This is a genomic window from Streptomyces mutabilis (assembly GCF_046628145.1).
GTDB lineage: Bacteria > Actinomycetota > Actinomycetes > Streptomycetales > Streptomycetaceae > Streptomyces > Streptomyces mutabilis.
Genome location: NZ_CP176874.1, coordinates 5,359,885 through 5,377,279 on the forward strand (window position 1 = coordinate 5,359,885; position 17,395 = coordinate 5,377,279).

The window sequence follows — 17,395 nt, forward strand, 5'->3', positions numbered from 1 at the left end:
CCCCTTAGACTTGTAACCAACACCCGGCTGACCGGCCGGGTGGTGACCCGAGGAGCCACCTTGGCTGCTGATCTGCACGTCGCGCTGGTCGCGGCCGACCGAGAGGTCTGGTCCGGCGAGGCCACCCTGGTCGTCGCGCGCACCACGTCCGGCGACATCGGCGTCATGCCCGGTCACCAGCCGCTGCTCGGTGTGCTGGAGTCGGGCCCGGTGACCATCCGTACGAGTGACGGTGGGACGGTCGTCGCCGCGGTGCACGGCGGTTTCATCTCGTTCGCCGACAACAAGCTGTCGCTGCTGGCCGAGATCGCCGAGCTGTCGGACGAGATCGACGTCCAGCGCGCGGAGCGGGAGCTCGAGCGCGCGAAGGCGGAGGGCGACGCCCACGCCGAGCGTCGCGCGGACGTCCGTCTGCGCGCGGCGGCGGGACGCTGATCCACAGCACTGTGCGATAACGTCGTGCCATGACGTCACTCAGCCGCGGCTGGGACCGGAGCGATCCGGACCCGGCCGCGGCTGAGGCAGATCCGGGTGTTTTTTCCGTTCCGTTACCTAGGAGACGAGGAGGTCGGTGTCGATGGCCCTCGCTCTGACTGTGTGCGGAATCGTTGTGGCCCTGGTGGTGATCGGGCTCTTCGTCTTCGGTCTGCGCCGCCGGCTGATCCAGCGCTCGGGCGGCACCTTCGACTGTTCCCTGCGCTGGGACGCCCCCAAGGAGGGCGACGCCGGCGGCAAGGGCTGGGCCTACGGAGTGGCCCGCTACAACGGTGACCGGGTCGAGTGGTACCGGGTCTTCTCGTACTCGCCCCGACCGCGCCGCGTGCTGGAGCGCTCGGCCATCGAAGTGGCCGGCCGCCGGGTGCCGGAGGGCGAGGAGGAGCTGGCGTTGCTCTCGGACGCCGTGGTGCTCGCCTGTCTCCATCGCGGCACCCGGCTCGAACTGGCGATGAGCGAAGACGCGCTGACCGGATTCCTCGCGTGGCTGGAAGCAGCCCCGCCCGGTCAGCGCGTCAACGTCGCTTAGGGCCTGTGGCCCGTAGGGATGACTCCCTCAGGGATTACTTCAGACCGCTGTCGATGGCGCTCACCAGCTCGCCGTCGGCGGTGTCACCGCTGAACTCCCAGAAGAAGGCACCGCCGAGCTTCTGCTGCTCGGCCCAGTCCATCTTGGACTTGACGGTGGCCGGGGTGTCGTAGGACCACCAGTTGGTGCCGCAGTGGGCGTACGCGGTGCCGGCGACGGTGCCGGTGGCCGGGCAGCTGTTCCTGAGGACCTTGTAGTCCTCGATGCCCGCCTCGTAGGTGCCGGCCGCCGGGCCGGTCGCGGTGCCGCCGGGCGCGGACTGGGTGACGCCGGTCCAGCCGCGGCCGTAGAAGCCGATGCCGAGGAGCAGCTTGTCGGCCGGCACGCCGGCCGCCTTGAACTTCGCGATCGCCTCGGCGGAGTTGAAGCCCTGCTGCGGGATGCCGGCGTACGAGGTCAGCGGCGAGTGCGGAGCGGTCGGGCCGTTCTTCGCCCAGGCGCCGAAGAAGTCGTACGTCATCACGTTGTACCAGTCGATGTACTGCGCGGCGGCGCCGTAGTCGGCGGCCTCGATCTTGCCGCCGTCGGAGGCGTCGGCGGTGGTGGCCGCGGTGACCAGGTCGTCGCCGAACTCGGCCCGCATGGCCTTCATCATGGTGCTGAAGGCGTTCGGGGCACTGGTCGTGTCACAGCTGAGACCGCAGGCGTTCGGGTACTCCCAGTCCAGGTCGATGCCGTCGAAGACGTCGGCCCAGCGCGGGTCCTCGACCAGGTCGTGGCAGGACTTCGCGAAGGCGGCCGGGTTCTTCACCGCGTCGGGGAAGCCGCCGGACCAGGTCCAGCCGCCGAACGACCACAGCACCTTGATGTGCGGGTACTTCTCCTTCAGCTTGCGCAGCTGGTTGAAGTTGCCGCGCAGCGGCTGGTCCCAGGTGTCGGCGACGCCGTCGACGGACTGGTCGGCCGTGTAGGCCTTGTCGTAGTCGGCGTAGGCGTCACCGATGGTGCACTTGCCGCCCTGGACGTTGCCGAAGGCGTAGTTGATGTGCGTGATCTTCTCGGCGGAGCCGGAGGTGACCAGGTTCTTCACGTGGTAGTTGCGCCCGTAGACGCCCCAGTTGGTGAAGTAGCCGAGCTTGACCTCGTCGCCCGGCTGCGGCTGGGGACCGCCGTCGCCGGTGGTGGTGACCTTCACCGCGCCGCTCACCGGACCGGTCTGGTCGGCGGTGTCGCGGGCCTGGACGCTGTACGAGTAGTCGGTGCCCTTGGTGAGGCCGGTGTCCGTGTACGAGGTGCCCGTCACGGTGGCGACCTTGGCGCCGTCGCGCAGGACGTCGTAGTTCTTGATGCCCTTGTCGTCGGTCGCCGCCGACCAGGACAGCTTCACCGAGGTGTCGGTGATGCCCGAGGCGGTGGGCGTGCCGGGCGCGGAGGGGGCCTCGTCGCCGGGGACGGAGGTGCCGTCGCAGCTGCCGCCGTTGAGCTTGCAGTTGGCGGGGGAGCCCGGGCCGCTGCCGTTGAAGCCGAAGGAGACCGACGCCCCGGGGGCGAGGGTGCCGTTCCAGCCGACGTTCTTGGCGGTCCAGTGGTCACCGGAGTTGGTGACCGTGGCGTCCCAGGCGGAGGTGACCTTGGTGCCGGAGGGGAAGTCCCACTCGACGGTCCAGGAGCTGATGGTGGTGGTGCCGGTGTTCTTCACCGTCCACTTGCCGCCGAAGCCGGTGCCCCAGTCCGAGGTCTTGGCGAAGGTGGCCGTCGCACTCGTGGCCGCCTGGGCAGGACTGGCAAGGCCCACCAGACCGGCCAGCGGGAGCGACAAGGTCGCGAGGAGTGCCGCGGCTCTGTGTCTGAAGCGCATGCTGCGCCTCCTTATGGGAGTTGTCGTCGCCGGCATGACTGAGCCTCATGCCCGCAGTGCCGCGAGAATAGAAAGGTCTGGACCATGGGTCAATAGGTCTGGACCACTGTTCTGTTGGGCGCGCGGGGGTGACTCGGGCGGCGGGCGGGGCGGCGCCGTGTCCGGAAACGGCGGAGCGGCCCCCAGGCGTTGAAGCCTGGGGGCCGCTCGGACTGCGATCAGCGAGTGCCGGGTTCACCGCGGCACTGTCGGCGCGCTGTCAGGTGGGGCCGTCGGGGGACGGCTCGCCCGGTGGCCGACTCAGCGGTACTCGGCGTGCCGGTCCTCCGACGCCTCGTCCTGGAGGAGGAAGTGGGCCTTGGCGCTGTTGTCGTCCTCGTCGACGACGGTGACCTCGGTCTCCTTCTCCTCCTTGTTGTTCTCGGAGCAGTCGATGTTGTTGTTGGCCGACGACAGGATCGGGATGTCGATCACTTCGAGGGGCAGGCAGCTGAGGACCTGCGAGTTGTTCTCGAACTTCGCGGTGTCGTCGTCGGCGGCAGCGGCCGTGCCGGCGGCGCCACCGGCCATGACCAGCGCGGTGACGGTGCAGGCGATCGCCTTCTTGAGAGCCATGCGGGTTTCCTCCTGAGTGGGGTCGGGTGGAACTTGAGGCAAGCGAAATTCACTGATGGCATCGCCCGCGCTCGGTGGTGGCCGCGTCTTGCGGCTGTCTAGCCGTACTCCGACAGCGTTTTCTCGACGCGACTATTCAGAGAACGAAGCCGCGGTGCGGCGGGTGTTGCTCCGACGGAGTGAAGCCGTTATCCGCGGGACGAGGAAGCGGTGGTTGATTCCTCATGATGATCGGAACAGTCGATCGTCGTTCCCGAAACCGACGCGATCGGAAGGTCGAGGACTTCGATGTTCACGCAGGAGAGGATCTGGGTGTTGTTCTCGAACGTTGCCTTTTCTTCTCCTGCTTGAGCGGTTCCAGCCTGGAGAGCTGTCAAGGACACCGCACACAGCGAGAGAATGGCCAGACGAGTGCTCGACATTCCTTGGGTCCTGTCTGAGTCGGAGACGGGGCGCTGCGGCACCTGCGCACGACGGTAACTCCTCATCGGCACAGTTGCCTGTGGGCGAACGATACTGAGAGTGCGGACGCGGGCAAAGAATTGCGCGAGCCGCCCGCCCGGAGGTCGCCGAAGACGGAGCGGAGTGCCGCCGCCGGAGCCTGCGAACGGGAATTCACTCCGTTGGAGCAGAACCCGCGGGGTAGGGATTCGTTGCATTGATAGCCGCACGGAAAGCACGGTCGAGTTCGACAGTGACTGTTCCGAGCCCGGCGAAACTGCCGATTGTGTGATGCTCATCAATGGGCGCATGCCTTCGGCGATGACACACCCCACTCAGGAGGAAAACCCGCATGGCTCTCAAGAAGGCGATCGCCTGCACCGTCACCGCCCTGGTCATGGCCGGTGGCGCCGCCGGCACGGCCGCTGCCGCCGACGACGACACCTCGAAGTTCGAGAACAACTCGCAGGTCCTCAGCTGCGACGTCGTCGAGGTGATCGACATCCCGATCCTGTCGGCGGCCAACAACAACATCGACTGCTCCGACAACAACAAGGAGGAGGAGGACAAGGAGCTGCACATCGTCGACGAGAGCGACAACAGCGCCGAGGCCGCCTTCTTCCTGCAGAAGGACTAGTACCCGCCGGCCGGTGGCCGGGCGAGCCGTCGCTGACGGCTTCCCGGCCCGGGCCGAGAGGCGCTGGGCGCTTGTCTTCCGAGTGGCCCCCGTTCATTTCGGGGGCCTCTTTTTCTGCCCTGAGCCTCCCGCGGGCCGGTCCCGGAGACCCGGCGTCCTAGAGACCCAACTCCTGGGCCAGAACCGCCGCTTGCACCCGACTGCGCAGCTCCAGCTTCCGCAGCAGTCGGCTGACATGCGTCTTCACCGTCGCCTCGGCCATGTCCAGGCGGTCGGCGATGGCGGCGTTGGACAGCCCCTCGCCGAGACAGGACAACACCTCGCGCTCCCGCCGGGTCAGGTCCTCCAGGGCCGCCGGTACGGCAGCCGGCTCCCGCACCGTCCGGGCGGCGAACTCGGCGATCAGGCGCCGGGTGACGGCCGGGGCGACGATCCCCTCGCCGTCCGCCACCGTGCGCACCGCCGCGAGGAGGTCCTTCGCCTCCGTGTTCTTCAGCAGGAAGCCGGCGGCGCCCGCCCGCAGTGCCCCGAAGACGTACTCGTCCAGGTCGAACGTGGTCAGCACCAGTACGTCGGCGAGTTCCTCGGCGACCACCAGCCGGGTCGCCGACACCCCGTCCAGTCGCGGCATCTGGACGTCCATCAGCACCACGTCCGGGCGCAGCTCCCGGGCCAGCGCCACCGCCTGCTCGCCGTCCGCCGCCTCCCCGACCACCTCGATGTCCGGTGCGCTGCCCAGGATCAGTACCAGTCCGGCCCGGACGGCGGACTGGTCCTCGGCGACCAGGACGCGGATCATGCGGGTTCTCCTTCGGTCAGGGGCAGCGCGGCGCGTACGGCCCAGATCTTGCCGCCCGTCGGGTCGGGGCCCGCGACCGGCCCGGCCTCGAAGGTGCCGTGCAGCAGCGCCGCCCGCTCGCGCATACCCACCAGGCCGGCCCCCGAGCCGGGGGCGCGCGGGAGGTTCCGGCCGCCGTAGGGGCTGGTCACCCGCACGTGCAGGACCCCGTCGTGGCGGTCGAGCGTCACGCGTACCGTGCCCTTCGCGGCGTGCTTCAGCGCGTTGGTGAGGGATTCCTGGACGATCCGGTACGCGGCCAGTTCGACCGGCGCGGGCAGGCCCTCCCCGTGTGCCGCCTCCAGGACGACGTCGAGACCGTTGGCGCGGGCGCCCTCGACCAGCGCGCCGAGTCCGTCGAGGGTGGGGGCGGCGGCCGGCTCGCCGTCCCCGCCGTCGTCCCGCAGGATGCCGATCAGACGGCGCATCTCGGCAAGTCCCTCGACGCTGTTCTCGCGGATGACGCCGAGCGCCTGCCGGGTGGTCGTCGGGTCGTCCAGGGAGAGGGCGGCCGTGGAGTGGATGGCGATCGCGGACAGGTGGTTGGCGACCATGTCGTGCAGCTCGCGGGCCATCCGGGCGCGTTCCGCGGTCACCGCCTGCACCCGGTCCATCTCCGCGAGCAGCGCGGTCTGCTCGGCCCGCAGCAGTGCGGCGTCGGCGGCCTCGCGGTGATTGCGCACGATCAGCCCGGTGGAGGCGGGCGCGAACGACACCACGCCGACGGCGACACCGATGAGCAGTGCCTCGGGCACCCGCCACACCGCGAACGGCACCAGGGTCGCGGCCACCGTGAGCAGCCCGGTGATCCACGGAATGCGGCGGGCCGAGGCGGGCGAGCCGTACAGCACGGCGGCGTACATCAGGTCGGTGTACATGATCAGCGTGACCAGACTGCCCTGCGTGAGGGTGTCCGTGACCAGGGCGGCCGTGCCGATCAGCAGGCCGGTGAGCGGCGCGGCCCGGCGCAGCACCTCGCAGCCCGCCATGACGGCGAGCGGGACCAGCAGCGGCCAGCGGCCGTCGAACAGCACGATCGGGTCGTCGCCGGGCCGCACGCCCAGCCCGATGCCCCACAGCAACAGGCCGCCGAGCAGACCGGCCGACGCGGCGTACACGTCGAAGCGGCGCGGGCGGGGGAGTCGTAGGGCCATGTCACCATCCAACACGGCCCGCGCACCCCTCGCCTGATCCCCGGGAACGGTCCCGGGCTGCATCTTTCGATGTACCGGAGGTTCGTCACCGGCGACGACGAACGGCACGGATCGCGACGGCAGCCTGGAAGGGTGAACGAAGGGAGTGCGTCGTGATCGTCGCGTTGATCATCGCCTGCGAGGTCGGCTTCTGGGTCCTGCTGGCCCTCGGGCTGGCCGCCCGCTATCTGCTGAAGTGGCGTCGTACCAGCGTGTTCCTGCTGCTGTGCGAGCCCGTGCTGGAACTGGTGCTGTTCACCGTGACGGCCATCGACCTCAAGAACGGCGCCGAGCCGGGCTGGGAGCACGGACTGGCCGCGCTGTACATCGGCTACACGGTCGCCTACGGCCACTACACGATCCGCTGGCTCGACGGTCACGCCGCCCACCGCCTGGGCGGCGGCCCGCCGCCGGTCAAGCCCCCGCGCTACGGCAGGGCCCGGGCCGCCCACGAGGGCCGGCTGTGGCTGCGCACCCTGCTGGGCGCGGCCGTGGCGTGCGCGCTGCTCCAGGGCGCGGTCTGGTACGTCGGCGACGAGGGCGACGTGTCGTCGCTGCGTGCCTTCCAGTGGGTGGCGATCCGGGTCCTCGTCATCCACGGGCTGGTGGCGCTCGGGTACCTGATCTGGCCGAAGAAGGCCCCGGCGGGCACGTCGGTGAACCAGGCCCGCGAGGACGCCGAACGAGCCACGACGACGCGGTAGCCGACGGGTGGCCGCCGTGGCACTTCCCGGGGAGCGCTCAGCGCTCCCCGCCCGGCACCCACAGCACGTCCCCGACCTCCTTGTTGGCCACCCGGGCCAGGATGAAGAGCAGGTCGGAGAGGCGGTTCAGGTAGGTCGCGGTGAGCGGGTTCATCGTCTCGCCGTGGGCCTCCAGCGCCGCCCACGTCGAGCGCTCGGCCCGGCGGACCACCGTGCACGCCTGGTGCAGCAGGGCCGCGCCGGGCGTGCCGCCGGGCAGGATGAAGGAGCGCAGCTTCTCCACCTCGGCCAGGAAGCGGTCGCAGTCCGCCTCCAGTTTGTCGACGTAGAACTGCTCGACCCGCAGCGGCGGGAACTCCGGGTTCTCCACGACCGGCGTCGACAGGTCCGCGCCCACGTCGAACAGGTCGTTCTGGACGCGGACGAGGACCTTGACGACCTCCTCGTGCAGGTTGCCGAGGGCGATCGCCGTGCCGATCACCGCGTTCGCCTCGTTGGCGTCGGCGTACGCGGAGATCCTCAGGTCGGTCTTGGGGACCCGGCTCATGTCGCCGAGGGCGGTGGTGCCCCGGTCGCCGGTCCGGGTGTAGATGCGCGTCAGGTTGACCATGGGGCCAGCGTAGTTACGCCCCGGCGGTACGGAACACGCGTGTGCCCACCGTCACGGCCAGTGCGGTGAAGGCGACGGCGACCAGGGTGCCGTGGAGCATGTGCGCCGTCGCGTAGCTGCCGATGTAGGCGTCCCGCACCGCGTCGACCAGGTAGCGGAACGGCATCAGGTGCGAGAGCACGTCCAGCCAGGCCGGGCCCAGGGTCATCGGGAGCATCAGGCCGGACAGCAGCATCGACGGCATGGTGAGGGCGTTGATCGTCGGGCCGAACTCCTGCGGAGTGCGGACCTTCATCGCCAGCGCGTACGACAGCGACGCCAGGGACACCGTGAGCAGGGCGACGAACGCGAAGCCGATCAGTACGCCGGGCAGGGGTGCGCGCAGGCCCATCACGAGCGCGGCGAGGACCAGCAGCACCGCCTGGAAGGCGAAGACCGTGGCGTCCCGCAGCACCCTGCCCAGCAGCAGCGCCAGGCGGCTGACGGGCGTGACCCGCATGCGCTCGACCACTCCCTGGCTGTTCTCGATGATGATCGAGAACCCGGCGAACGAGGCTCCGAACAGGCCGAGTTGCAGCAGCAGGCCGGGGACGAGCACCTGCCAGGAGCTGCCCCGGCCGCCGAGCGGCAGGTCGGTCAGCAGCGGGCCGAAGAAGAGCAGGTACAGCAGCGGCATCAGCACGCCGAAGAGCAGCGCGAAACGCGAGCGCAGCGACTGGCGCAGGTAGCGGCCGTAGATGAGGCCGGTGTCGTGGAGCAGCATCGAGGGTCCTCGGAGGTCTAGACGGCGACGGGAGCGGCGTCGGCAGGGGCGGCACTGCGGCCGGTGATGGCGAGGAAGGTGTCCTGGAGGGAGGCGTCGAGCGCGCCGCCGTACTCCAGCTTCAGGGCGCCCGGGGTGCCCTCGGCCGCGACCACTCCCCGGTCCACGACGACCAGGCGGTCGGAGAGGGCGTCGGCCTCGTCGAGGTAGTGCGTGGTGAGGAAGACGGTGGTGCCGTGCTCGTCGCGCAGCCGGCGCACCAGGTCCCACAGGTCGGCGCGGCTGCCCGGGTCCAGGCCGGTCGTCGGCTCGTCCAGGAACAGCACCCTGGGGCGGTGCGTGAGCGCCATCGCGATGTCCAGCCGGCGCCGCTGCCCGCCGGAGAGGGCACCGCACTTGCGGTCGAGCAGCTCGGTGAGGTCCAGGTCGCGGGCCAGCTCCCCGGCACGCTCGGCGGCCCGCGCCTTGGACAGGCGGTACAGGCGGCCCTGCGTGACCAGTTCCTCCCGCACCGTGATCTGCGTGTCCACGCCGCCGGACTGGGCGACGTACCCGCAGGCGGCGCGCACTCCGGCCGGGTCGGTCGCCAGGTCGTGACCGGCGACGGTGGCCGCGCCGCCGGTGGGGGCGAGCAGGGTCGTGAGCATCCGGAGGGTGGTGGTCTTGCCGGCGCCGTTCGGGCCCAGGAAGCCCAGGATCTCGCCCTCGCGGACGGTGAGGTCGATGCCGCGCACCGCCTCGACCGGGCCGTGCTTCGTCGCGAAGGTGCGGGACAGGCCGGCCGTACTGATGATTGCCATGCGTGCCAGAAAAACAGAGTCACTGAAATTTTGCAACGACCCCAAGTTTTCAGCAGCCCCAGCGAAGCTAGGATGCGGACATGGCCGAGGGACTCAGGGAACGGAAGAAGCGGCAGACCCGGCAGTACATCTCCGATGTCGCCACGGGACTGTTCCTGGAGCGCGGCTTCGAGGCCGTCACGGTGGCGGAGGTCGCGGACGCCGCGAACGTCTCCGTCAACACCGTCTACAACTACTTCCCGGCCAAGGAGGACCTCTTCCTCGACCGCTCCAAGGGCGTGATCGACCGGCTCTCCCGCTGGGTGCGCGGGCGGCGCGACGGGGAGCCGGCCGCCCGCGCCGTCCTGCGCGAACTGCGCGAGGAGGTCGAGACGGTCTCCCCCCGCATCGGCCTGATGGACGGCTACGCGGAGTTCATGAAGGTCATCCAGGACTCGCCCGCCCTGCGCTCGCGGATGTGGGCGATCGGCCAGGAGGTCCTCCTCGACCTGGAGCGGACCCTGCGCGAGGAGACCGGCAGCGCGGACGACGACATGACCCCCGCCCTGATGGCCGGTCAGATCAACTGGCTGCACGGCACCGTCATGGCCGCCATCGGCCAGCGCATGGTCGCCGGCGGCAAGCCCTCCGAGGTCTCCCGCGACGTGCTCGTGCTGCTGGACGAGATGGAGGAACTGCTGAGCGGGAGAGTCCTCAACTACGCCGTACGGGGCGCGCCCTGACACCCGAATGACACACCTCGGTGTGATGTCCGTCATCTGAGACGTGACGCGCGTTACTAACCGGTCACACAGCGCCCCGCGCCCGCTAATCTCCGGCCGAGAGACGAGAATCAGCGCGCATCAGGGGAGACGCACAGTGGCACGGAAGCTCGCCGTCATCGGAGCCGGTCTCATGGGATCGGGCATCGCCCAGGTCTCCGCCCAGGCGGGCTGGGACGTCGTCCTGCGCGACGTCACCGACGAGGCGCTGCGGCGCGGCACCGACGGCATCAAGGCCTCGTACGACAAGTTCGTCGCCAAGGGCAAGCTCGCCGCCGAGGACGCCGACGCCGCCCTCGCGCGCATCACGGCGACCACCGACCTGGACGCCGCCGCCGACGCGGACGTCGTCGTCGAGGCCGTCTTCGAGAAGCTCGAGGTCAAGCACGAGATCTTCCGTGCGCTCGACAAGCTGGTGAAGGATGGGGCGATCCTCGCCTCCAACACCTCCGCCATCCCGATCACCAAGATCGCGGCCGTGACCGAGCGCCCCGAGCGGGTCGTCGGCACCCACTTCTTCTCGCCGGTCCCGATGATGCAGCTGTGCGAGCTGGTGCGCGGCTACAAGACGAGCGACGAAACGCTCGCCACCGCCCGGGAGTTCGCCGAGTCCACCGGCAAGACCTGCATCGTCGTCAACCGCGACGTCGCCGGTTTCGTCACCACCCGGCTCATCTCCGCCCTCGTCGTCGAGGCCGCGAAGCTGTACGAGTCGGGGGTCGCCACCGCCGAGGACATCGACCTCGCCTGCAAGCTGGGCTTCGGCCACGCCATGGGACCGCTGGCCACCGCCGACCTCACGGGCGTCGACATCCTGCTGCACGCCACCTGCAACATCTACACCGAGTCCCAGGACGAGAAGTTCGCCCCGCCGGAGCTGATGCGCCGGATGGTGGACGCCGGTGACATCGGCCGCAAGAGCGGGCAGGGCTTCTACAAGCACTGAGGTCGCATCAGCCCCGGAAACATCACACGGCGGGGTGAATTCGGTATCGGTTCGCTTACAGGCGGCAACCTCCGATCGTTTCGGCCAGTCAGAGGTTGCAACACCTGATATCGCCGAGAGATCACGACGTACGGCCGCGACGCACAGCCGCGTCGCGGAGAGCGCAACGCAGACGAGACGACGAAGAAGACGCACGCCGGGGAGCGCATATGCACATCAGGGGCGACCACGTCGAGCTGGTCGTCGGGGGCCGCCTCGACGTCCGCAGCGCGGCGGACGCCCGTACGGTCCTGCACTCGGCCGTCGACGACGGCGTCGGCGACCTGGTGCTGGACCTGTCCGAACTGGACTCCTGGGACGCCACCGGACTCGGTGTGATCATGGGAGCCCACCGGCGGGCCGGCCGCTGCGGCCGACGGCTGGTGCTGCGCGGTGTACCGCCGCAGATGCAGCGCCTGCTGGTCGCGACCCGGCTGCACCGGATCCTCGCCATCGAGGGCGGCATCGGCGTGGAGACCCTGCCCCGGGTGTGACGCCGCGGACCCGTGTGGCCCGGTGGGCCGGGGAGACCCGGACACCGCTCGGCGAACCGCCCGGCACACGCAATCCTCACGAGACCGTGACGTCTCGGACGGGTCGGGACCCCGGACTGTCGGAGATACTGAGCGAAGGTTTAAGGTCTGGCTGCCCGCCCCTTTCGCGACCCACCGGCGGGCCCGGACCAGAAGCGACAGCGCGGTGTGCGGCAAGGCCGGGAGGGTGGTCCCGACCGGGGGACCGGCACACGACGCTTTTGGGGGGCTTGAACCTATGGACCCGAACAACCGGGGACCCGAGGAGCACGGCCACGACGGTGACACGCCGCGACCGCGCCCGCCCAGGGACTCCCTGACACCCGACTTCGGACAGCACGCGCCCGCGCTCGCCCGTACGGTGCAGCTCGTCTCCGGCGACTTCCTGCTCACCGTCAACCCCGTCGACGGCAGCGAGATCGAGGTCTGCCCGCCCGCCGAGCGGCCCGCCCGGCCCGAGAAGCTCACCGCCGCCGAACGCGCCGAGGTGAGCCGCAACGCCCGGCCTCCCGTCCCGCCGGGCCCGACCCGCACCGTACTCGGGCTGCTGGCCCGCGACGACGAACGCGAGCGCCTGGTGCGGCTGCTCGCCCGTGGCCGTTCCGTCCGCCTCACCGGCCCGGCGGGCTCCGGCCGCAGCAGCCTCCTCGATGTCGTCGCCGAGGACTGCGCGGGCCTCGCGCCCGACGGCGTCATCCGCCTGAGCGGCTTCCACCGCACGGCCGACGACCTCCTCCACGACCTCTTCTACGCCGTCCACCGCGCCCCCCTGCACCGCCCGGACCGCGAGGAACTGCTCGACCGGCTCCGGGAGGTCGGCGCGGTCGTCGTCCTGGACGACGTCGAGTTCGGCGGCTCCGCCCTGGACGAGCTGCTGGACGCCACCCCCGAGTGCGCCTGGATCGTCGGCGCCACCCCGGACGTGCCCGCCCCCTCCACCGACTCGGCCGTCGAGGAGGTCTTCCTCACCGGCCTGGACCGCGCGGACGGCGTGGAACTGCTGGAGCGCGCCGCCGGCCGGACCCTCACCGAGGACGAGGCCAACTGGGCCGGCGACCTCTGGTTCGAGTCCGAGGGACTGCCGCTGCGCTTCGTCCAGGCCGGTGCCCTGCTGCGCCGGCGCGACCGGCAGCGGGCCGGCGCCGACGCCGTCGACGAGTTCGGCGTCTTCACCGACGCCCGCCCCGACGACGCCGACCCGGCCGACGACACGCCCTACGACGCCGCCGAGAGCGACGACGTACCCCTGCCGTCCCTCGGGGAGGCCGCGGCGCCCGCCCCGCTGCTCGCCTCCCGGCTCAGCGCCTCGGCCCGCGCCGCCCTGGAGTTCGCCGTCGCGCTCGGCGGCGAGGTGCCGCACCAGGCGCACCTGCCCGCACTGGTCGGCGACACCCACGCGGACGCCGCCCTCGGCGAGCTGGCCGACTGCGGACTGGTCTCGCCGGTCGGCTCCCGCTACCGGCTCGCCGCCGGGGTGCTCACCCAGCTGGAGAGCGCCGGGTACGCCGACGGCGCGCGGGAGCGGGCGCTGGCCGCCGCCCAGCACTACGCCTGGTGGGCCGGGCACCCCTCGGTCACCCCGGACCGGGTCTGCGCCGAGGCCGACGCCGTACTGGCCGCCCTCGCCGTGCTGGTGCCGACGACCACCCCGCCCGCGGACGGCGAGGAGAGCCCCGCCGTCCAGCTGGCCCGCACCGCGGCGCCCGCGTTCGCCGCCGGGCTGCACTGGAGCGCCTGGGAGCGGGCGCTGCGCTCCGGCACCGAGGCGTCCCGGCTCGCCGGTGACGTCGCCGAGCAGGCCTACTTCCACCACGAACTCGGCGTCCTCGCGCTGTGCGAGGGACAGCTCGACCGGGCCCGCGCCGAACTGGAGGCCTCCATCGGGCTGCGCGGCGCCCTGTCCGACAAGCGGGGAGCCGTCGCCGGCCGCCGTGCCCTGGCCCTGGTCGCCGACCGCTCCGGGGACACCCCCGGGCCGGGCCTCGGCGCGGGGGCGTTCGGCGCCCCGGGGGCCGCTGCCGGACTCGGCGCCGTCGGTGTGGGCCTCGGCCTCGGCCCGACCGCGGGGGAGGAGGTGCCCGACGCCCGCAACGAGGAGTCGGTGTCACCGTCCGCGGGCGTCCCCGCGCCCTTCCCGCCGCTGAAGCCCTCCCCGCAGTCCCCGACCCTGGTCACCAGCCGGGAACCCGCCGAGGAGCGGTCCCGGACGGTCGGCGGCGGGATCAAGGGCTTCGCGCGGCGCAACCTCGTGGCCGCCGGAGCCGGCGCACTGCTCGTCGCCGTGCTCGGCACGGTGGTGACGCTCGGCGCCACCTCCGAGAACGACGCCGGCAATCCCTCCAACGAGGTCGGCGTCAACCCGTCGGCCAGCCAGGGCGTCGACGACGGCAGCCTCGGCGCCGACCGGCCGTCGGACGACGGCGCCGGCCCGGGGGACACCGACCGCCCCACCGACCCGGGCCCGGACGGCACCCCCGGCACGTCGGACGACCCGACCCCGAGCGAGTCGGCACGGCCCTCGGACGACTCGAGCACCTCGGGCGAGCCCGACGACCCGACCTCGCCGGACCCGGGCGACTCGGACGAGCCGGACGCCCCGTCCTCGTCGTCCAAGCCGCCCATGAGCAACGACCCGGACCCGGAGCCGACCACGCCGAAGCCCACCGACACGGAGCCGGACCCCGACCCCACCACGCCGACCGAGGAGCCAAGCAGCCCCGGCACGCCCACCGACACTGATCCGCCGGCGCCTTCGACGCCGGAGACGTCCAACAGCGCCAGCGGTCCGGGCACGCCGCCCACCACCGACAGCTCCCCCGCCGGCAGCCCCTCCACCGCCACGCAGAGCAGCACCGCGAGCACCGGCACGGGGACGCCGGGCGGCACGGGCTCGGCGGAGGGCCTGATCATCTGAGGTCACGCAGAAGGGCCGGGTCCGCTCCATGGACCCGGCCCTCCCGCATGTCGTACGCGGCGCCCGCTCAGAACAGCCGCAGCTTGTCGTCCTCGATGCCCCGCAGGGCGTCGTAGTCCAGCACCTGGCAGCCGATCCCGCGGTCCGTGGCGAGCACGCGGGCCTGCGGCTTGATCTCCTGGGCGGCGAAGACACCGCGCACCGGGGCGAGGTGGGGATCGCGGTTCAACAGCTCGAGGTAGCGCGTGAGTTGCTCCACACCGTCGATCTCGCCGCGCCGCTTGATCTCGACCGCGACGGTGCCGCCCTCGGCGTCCCGGCACAGGATGTCGACGGGGCCGATGGCGGTCATGTACTCGCGGCGGATGAGGGTGTAGCCCTCGCCGAGCGTCTCGATGCGGTCGGCGAGCAGCTCCTGGAGGTGCGCTTCCACGCCGTCCTTGATCAGGCCCGGGTCGACGCCCAGCTCGTGCGAGGAGTCGTGGAGGATCTCCTCCATCGTGATGATGAGCTTCTCGCCCGCCTTGTTGACGACGGTCCAGACGCCTTCCTCGTCGCCCGTTCCCTCCTTGAGCGTGCAGGGCGGCGACATCCAGTTGAGGGGCTTGTAGGCCCGGTCGTCGGCGTGGATCGAGACGCTGCCGTCCGCCTTGACCAGGATCAGGCGGGGAGCCGAGGGGAGATGGGCGGTGAGCCGCCCGGCGTAGTCGACCGAGCAGCGGGCAATGACGAGACGCATGGTCGGCAACGCTACTCGACGCGCCCCGTCCGACGCGATTCGCCCGTGCCGGGGTGACCGCGCGCTCCGTCCCACTTGCCCCATTGGCACCGTCTTGCTCACTGGCCGATTGTGTGCCTACCGGTTGGTGCCCATCTAGGCATTCTCCTGGTGCGGTCACGATCGGTTGCTTACGGTATTGAACGGGAGGTCGCGAGGTGTGTACGCAGCGTGTTCGGAATCGCGCACTCCCCTAACTGTCCGGCAACCCCTGCCAGTCGGGGGTGCGAGAGGAGAACCCATGTCGCTCGACGTCTCACCGGCCCTACTCGAACAGGCCGAGCGAGGCGAGGTCGACGAAGCAGCCTTCGTCGACTGCGTCCGGACTTCCCTGCCTTACGCATGGGAGATGGTCAGCTCCCTGGTGGCACAGCTGAAGGTCGACGGCGGTGCGTTCGCCGACAACCAGACGCCCCCGCCGGACGAGCAGGCGCGCGGCCAGCTGCTGCGTGCGCTGGCGAGTGACGCCATACGCGGTGCGCTGCAGCGGCACTTCGGTGTGCGGCTGGCCTTCCAGAACTGCCACCGGGTGGCGGTGTTCCCGTTGGACTCCTCCGTCGACGAGACGCTGACCCGTTTCACCTCGGTACGCAGCCAGGTGCTGAACCAGTCGCCCGAGTTCCGCGACTGCTGACGACGACCGTTCGCTTGCCGCTCCGTACGCGGGAGGTGCAGTTCGTACCGGAGCGGCAGGCTCGCCGCCGGCTTCCTCAGCCGAGCTGGGGGAGCACCTCGGCCCCGAGCCGCCGTACGTTCTCCTCGGTCGCGGCGAGGTCCCCCGACCCCTCGACGAGCAGGGCGAAGCGGCTGATGCCGGTGCGCTCGCCGGTCGCCGCGAGCCGGTCGGCGCACAGTCGGGGCGTGCCCACCGGGTGCAGTCCGCAGAGGAGTTCGGTGTAGGCGTACGGGTCGCGCATCGGCCGGGCGCGGCCGTCCACCGTGACGTGGGCGCCCAGCCCCTGACGCAGCCAGCCCGGCATGGCCTTGAGCAGGGTCTCGGCCGCGTCCGTGCGCCGGTCGGCGATCTGGCAGACGCCGGCCGACACGTGGGCGGCGCCATGGATCTCGTCCGACGGCCGCCCGGCGGCCCGGGCGTGCTGCCGCCACAGGGCGATCATCTCGGCCTTCTCCTCGTCGCCGACGTGCATCCCGAGCAGCATCGGCAGCCCCCGCTCGGCCGCCGTGCGCACGCTCGACGGGGACGTGCAGGCGACGACGACCTCCGGACCCGGCTCCTCCGTCAGGGACTCCGAGGGGCGTGGGACCACGGGCACCTCGCGGAACCGGAAGCGGTCCCCGCAGGCGCCGACGGCCGGTTCGCGCAGCCAGCGCACCAGCAGATCGAGTGACTCCGGGAACTGCTTCTCGTACGCCTCGAGGCCCGCGCCGAACACCTCCAGGTCGACCCACGGGCCGCCCCGGCCGACGCCCAGCGAGAACCGGCCGCCGGACGTGACGTGCAGCAGCGCGGCCTGCTCGCCGAGGGCGACGGGGTGGGCGGTGGGCAGCACGCTGACCGCGGTGCCGACCCGGATGCGGCGGGTGCGGCCCAGCAGCAGCGCGGCCAGGGTCACCGCCGACGGGCACGTGCCGTACGGGACGAAGTGGTGTTCGGCCAGCCAGACCGCGTCGAGCCCCGCCTCCTCGGCGACCTCGGCCGAGCGGACCGCGCGGTGCAGCGCCTCCCCGTGACCCTGGCCCGGGAACTGGGCGCCCAACACGAAACTTCCAACGCGCATTGCTCTTCCTGCTTCCTCGGCTCCGACACGGAGCTCCCCCGCAGGGCATAACCGTCTGACACGTGCCGAGGACACGGTCGGGCGAAGGGATTTGCGGATTGTCTGCAGAATCGGCCGCCGCGGTGGACGCCGACGGCCCTCGCGGGGGTCCGTACGGGGGCAGTTGTGATGGTTGGTGCCGTACGCGTACCCCGGCCCGCCC

18 protein-coding genes are annotated in these 17,395 nt (G+C 71.2%); 9 read left to right on the top strand and 9 right to left on the bottom strand.

Annotated elements, in window-relative coordinates; all coding sequences use genetic code 11:
• Nucleotides 1–60: 60 nt before the first annotated feature.
• Together ACLIN4_RS24355 and ACLIN4_RS24360 are read left to right on the top strand one after the other, a co-directional pair.
• Nucleotides 61–435 carry a F0F1 ATP synthase subunit epsilon gene (locus ACLIN4_RS24355; protein ID WP_064729863.1) on the top strand — a complete coding sequence of 125 codons (375 nt, stop codon included), beginning with the start codon at nucleotides 61–63 and terminating at the stop codon, nucleotides 433–435.
• 142 nt (nucleotides 436–577) lie between these two features.
• Nucleotides 578–1,024, top strand: coding sequence for a DUF2550 domain-containing protein (locus tag ACLIN4_RS24360; protein ID WP_043379860.1), 447 nt, complete (start codon nucleotides 578–580; stop codon nucleotides 1,022–1,024).
• A 34-nt stretch (nucleotides 1,025–1,058) separates the two neighbouring features.
• On the opposite strand, the gene ACLIN4_RS24365 is transcribed toward ACLIN4_RS24360, so the two are convergent.
• Together ACLIN4_RS24365 and ACLIN4_RS24370 are read right to left on the bottom strand one after the other, a co-directional pair.
• Nucleotides 1,059–2,882 (bottom strand): glycoside hydrolase family 18 chitinase, encoded by a 1,824-nt coding sequence (locus tag ACLIN4_RS24365; protein ID WP_107476528.1) that lies wholly within the window; start codon nucleotides 2,880–2,882, stop codon nucleotides 1,059–1,061.
• A 300-nt stretch (nucleotides 2,883–3,182) separates the two neighbouring features.
• Nucleotides 3,183–3,497 (bottom strand): hypothetical protein, encoded by a 315-nt coding sequence (locus ACLIN4_RS24370; RefSeq protein ID WP_257003386.1) that lies wholly within the window; start codon nucleotides 3,495–3,497, stop codon nucleotides 3,183–3,185.
• 793 nt (nucleotides 3,498–4,290) lie between these two features.
• Here ACLIN4_RS24370 and ACLIN4_RS24375 point away from each other — a divergent pair.
• A complete protein-coding gene (locus ACLIN4_RS24375; protein WP_100049289.1) occupies nucleotides 4,291–4,575 on the top strand; it encodes a hypothetical protein in 285 nt (94 codons plus the stop codon).
• A gap of 157 nt (nucleotides 4,576–4,732) precedes the next feature.
• Here the strand turns inward: ACLIN4_RS24375 and ACLIN4_RS24380 are convergent, their stop codons facing one another.
• Both ACLIN4_RS24380 and ACLIN4_RS24385 read right to left on the bottom strand, forming a co-directional pair.
• Nucleotides 4,733–5,374 (bottom strand): response regulator, encoded by a 642-nt coding sequence (locus ACLIN4_RS24380; RefSeq protein WP_100049288.1) that lies wholly within the window; start codon nucleotides 5,372–5,374, stop codon nucleotides 4,733–4,735.
• On the bottom strand, nucleotides 5,371–6,567 hold the full coding sequence (locus ACLIN4_RS24385; protein ID WP_290014632.1) for a sensor histidine kinase: 1,197 nt from the start codon (nucleotides 6,565–6,567) through the stop codon (nucleotides 5,371–5,373). Before ACLIN4_RS24385 ends, ACLIN4_RS24380 begins: the two co-directional genes overlap by 4 nt.
• A gap of 152 nt (nucleotides 6,568–6,719) precedes the next feature.
• On the opposite strand from ACLIN4_RS24385, the gene ACLIN4_RS24390 reads away from it, so the two are divergent.
• Nucleotides 6,720–7,310 (top strand): hypothetical protein, encoded by a 591-nt coding sequence (locus ACLIN4_RS24390; RefSeq protein WP_290014634.1) that lies wholly within the window; start codon nucleotides 6,720–6,722, stop codon nucleotides 7,308–7,310.
• A gap of 37 nt (nucleotides 7,311–7,347) precedes the next feature.
• Here the strand turns inward: ACLIN4_RS24390 and ACLIN4_RS24395 are convergent, their stop codons facing one another.
• From ACLIN4_RS24395 to ACLIN4_RS24405, 3 genes are read right to left on the bottom strand one after another with little or no spacing between them, the layout of a single operon-like run.
• Nucleotides 7,348–7,920: a cob(I)yrinic acid a,c-diamide adenosyltransferase gene (locus ACLIN4_RS24395; protein ID WP_107476530.1), complete on the bottom strand. Its 573-nt coding sequence runs from the start codon at nucleotides 7,918–7,920 to the stop codon at nucleotides 7,348–7,350.
• A gap of 13 nt (nucleotides 7,921–7,933) precedes the next feature.
• Nucleotides 7,934–8,683, bottom strand: a complete 750-nt coding sequence (locus tag ACLIN4_RS24400; RefSeq protein WP_290014637.1) for an ABC transporter permease — start codon at nucleotides 8,681–8,683, stop codon at nucleotides 7,934–7,936.
• Nucleotides 8,684–8,700: 17 nt separating this feature from the next.
• On the bottom strand, nucleotides 8,701–9,483 hold the full coding sequence (locus ACLIN4_RS24405; RefSeq protein WP_289908724.1) for an ABC transporter ATP-binding protein: 783 nt from the start codon (nucleotides 9,481–9,483) through the stop codon (nucleotides 8,701–8,703).
• 80 nt (nucleotides 9,484–9,563) lie between these two features.
• Here ACLIN4_RS24405 and ACLIN4_RS24410 point away from each other — a divergent pair, with 80 nt between their 5' ends.
• From ACLIN4_RS24410 to ACLIN4_RS24425, 4 genes are all read left to right on the top strand, one after another.
• Nucleotides 9,564–10,205, top strand: coding sequence for a TetR/AcrR family transcriptional regulator (locus ACLIN4_RS24410; RefSeq protein ID WP_411576226.1), 642 nt, complete (start codon nucleotides 9,564–9,566; stop codon nucleotides 10,203–10,205).
• Nucleotides 10,206–10,341: 136 nt separating this feature from the next.
• The gene (locus tag ACLIN4_RS24415; protein ID WP_411576227.1) at nucleotides 10,342–11,190 is read left to right on the top strand and encodes a 3-hydroxyacyl-CoA dehydrogenase family protein; all 849 of its coding nucleotides are present in this window, start codon (nucleotides 10,342–10,344) and stop codon (nucleotides 11,188–11,190) included.
• A 209-nt stretch (nucleotides 11,191–11,399) separates the two neighbouring features.
• Nucleotides 11,400–11,723: an STAS domain-containing protein gene (locus tag ACLIN4_RS24420; RefSeq protein WP_003973611.1), complete on the top strand. Its 324-nt coding sequence runs from the start codon at nucleotides 11,400–11,402 to the stop codon at nucleotides 11,721–11,723.
• A gap of 277 nt (nucleotides 11,724–12,000) precedes the next feature.
• On the top strand, nucleotides 12,001–14,676 hold the full coding sequence (locus tag ACLIN4_RS24425) for an ATP-binding protein (RefSeq protein ID WP_411576228.1): 2,676 nt from the start codon (nucleotides 12,001–12,003) through the stop codon (nucleotides 14,674–14,676).
• 67 nt (nucleotides 14,677–14,743) lie between these two features.
• Here the strand turns inward: ACLIN4_RS24425 and nucS are convergent, their stop codons facing one another.
• Nucleotides 14,744–15,415 (bottom strand): endonuclease NucS, encoded by a 672-nt coding sequence (gene nucS, locus ACLIN4_RS24430; RefSeq protein ID WP_100048267.1) that lies wholly within the window; start codon nucleotides 15,413–15,415, stop codon nucleotides 14,744–14,746.
• 280 nt (nucleotides 15,416–15,695) lie between these two features.
• Here nucS and ACLIN4_RS24435 point away from each other — a divergent pair, with 280 nt between their 5' ends.
• Nucleotides 15,696–16,088: an SCO5389 family protein gene (locus tag ACLIN4_RS24435; RefSeq protein ID WP_019326839.1), complete on the top strand. Its 393-nt coding sequence runs from the start codon at nucleotides 15,696–15,698 to the stop codon at nucleotides 16,086–16,088.
• 76 nt (nucleotides 16,089–16,164) lie between these two features.
• On the opposite strand, the gene ACLIN4_RS24440 is transcribed toward ACLIN4_RS24435, so the two are convergent.
• Nucleotides 16,165–17,193: an LLM class flavin-dependent oxidoreductase gene (locus tag ACLIN4_RS24440; protein ID WP_290014639.1), complete on the bottom strand. Its 1,029-nt coding sequence runs from the start codon at nucleotides 17,191–17,193 to the stop codon at nucleotides 16,165–16,167.
• Nucleotides 17,194–17,395 lie beyond the last annotated feature (202 nt).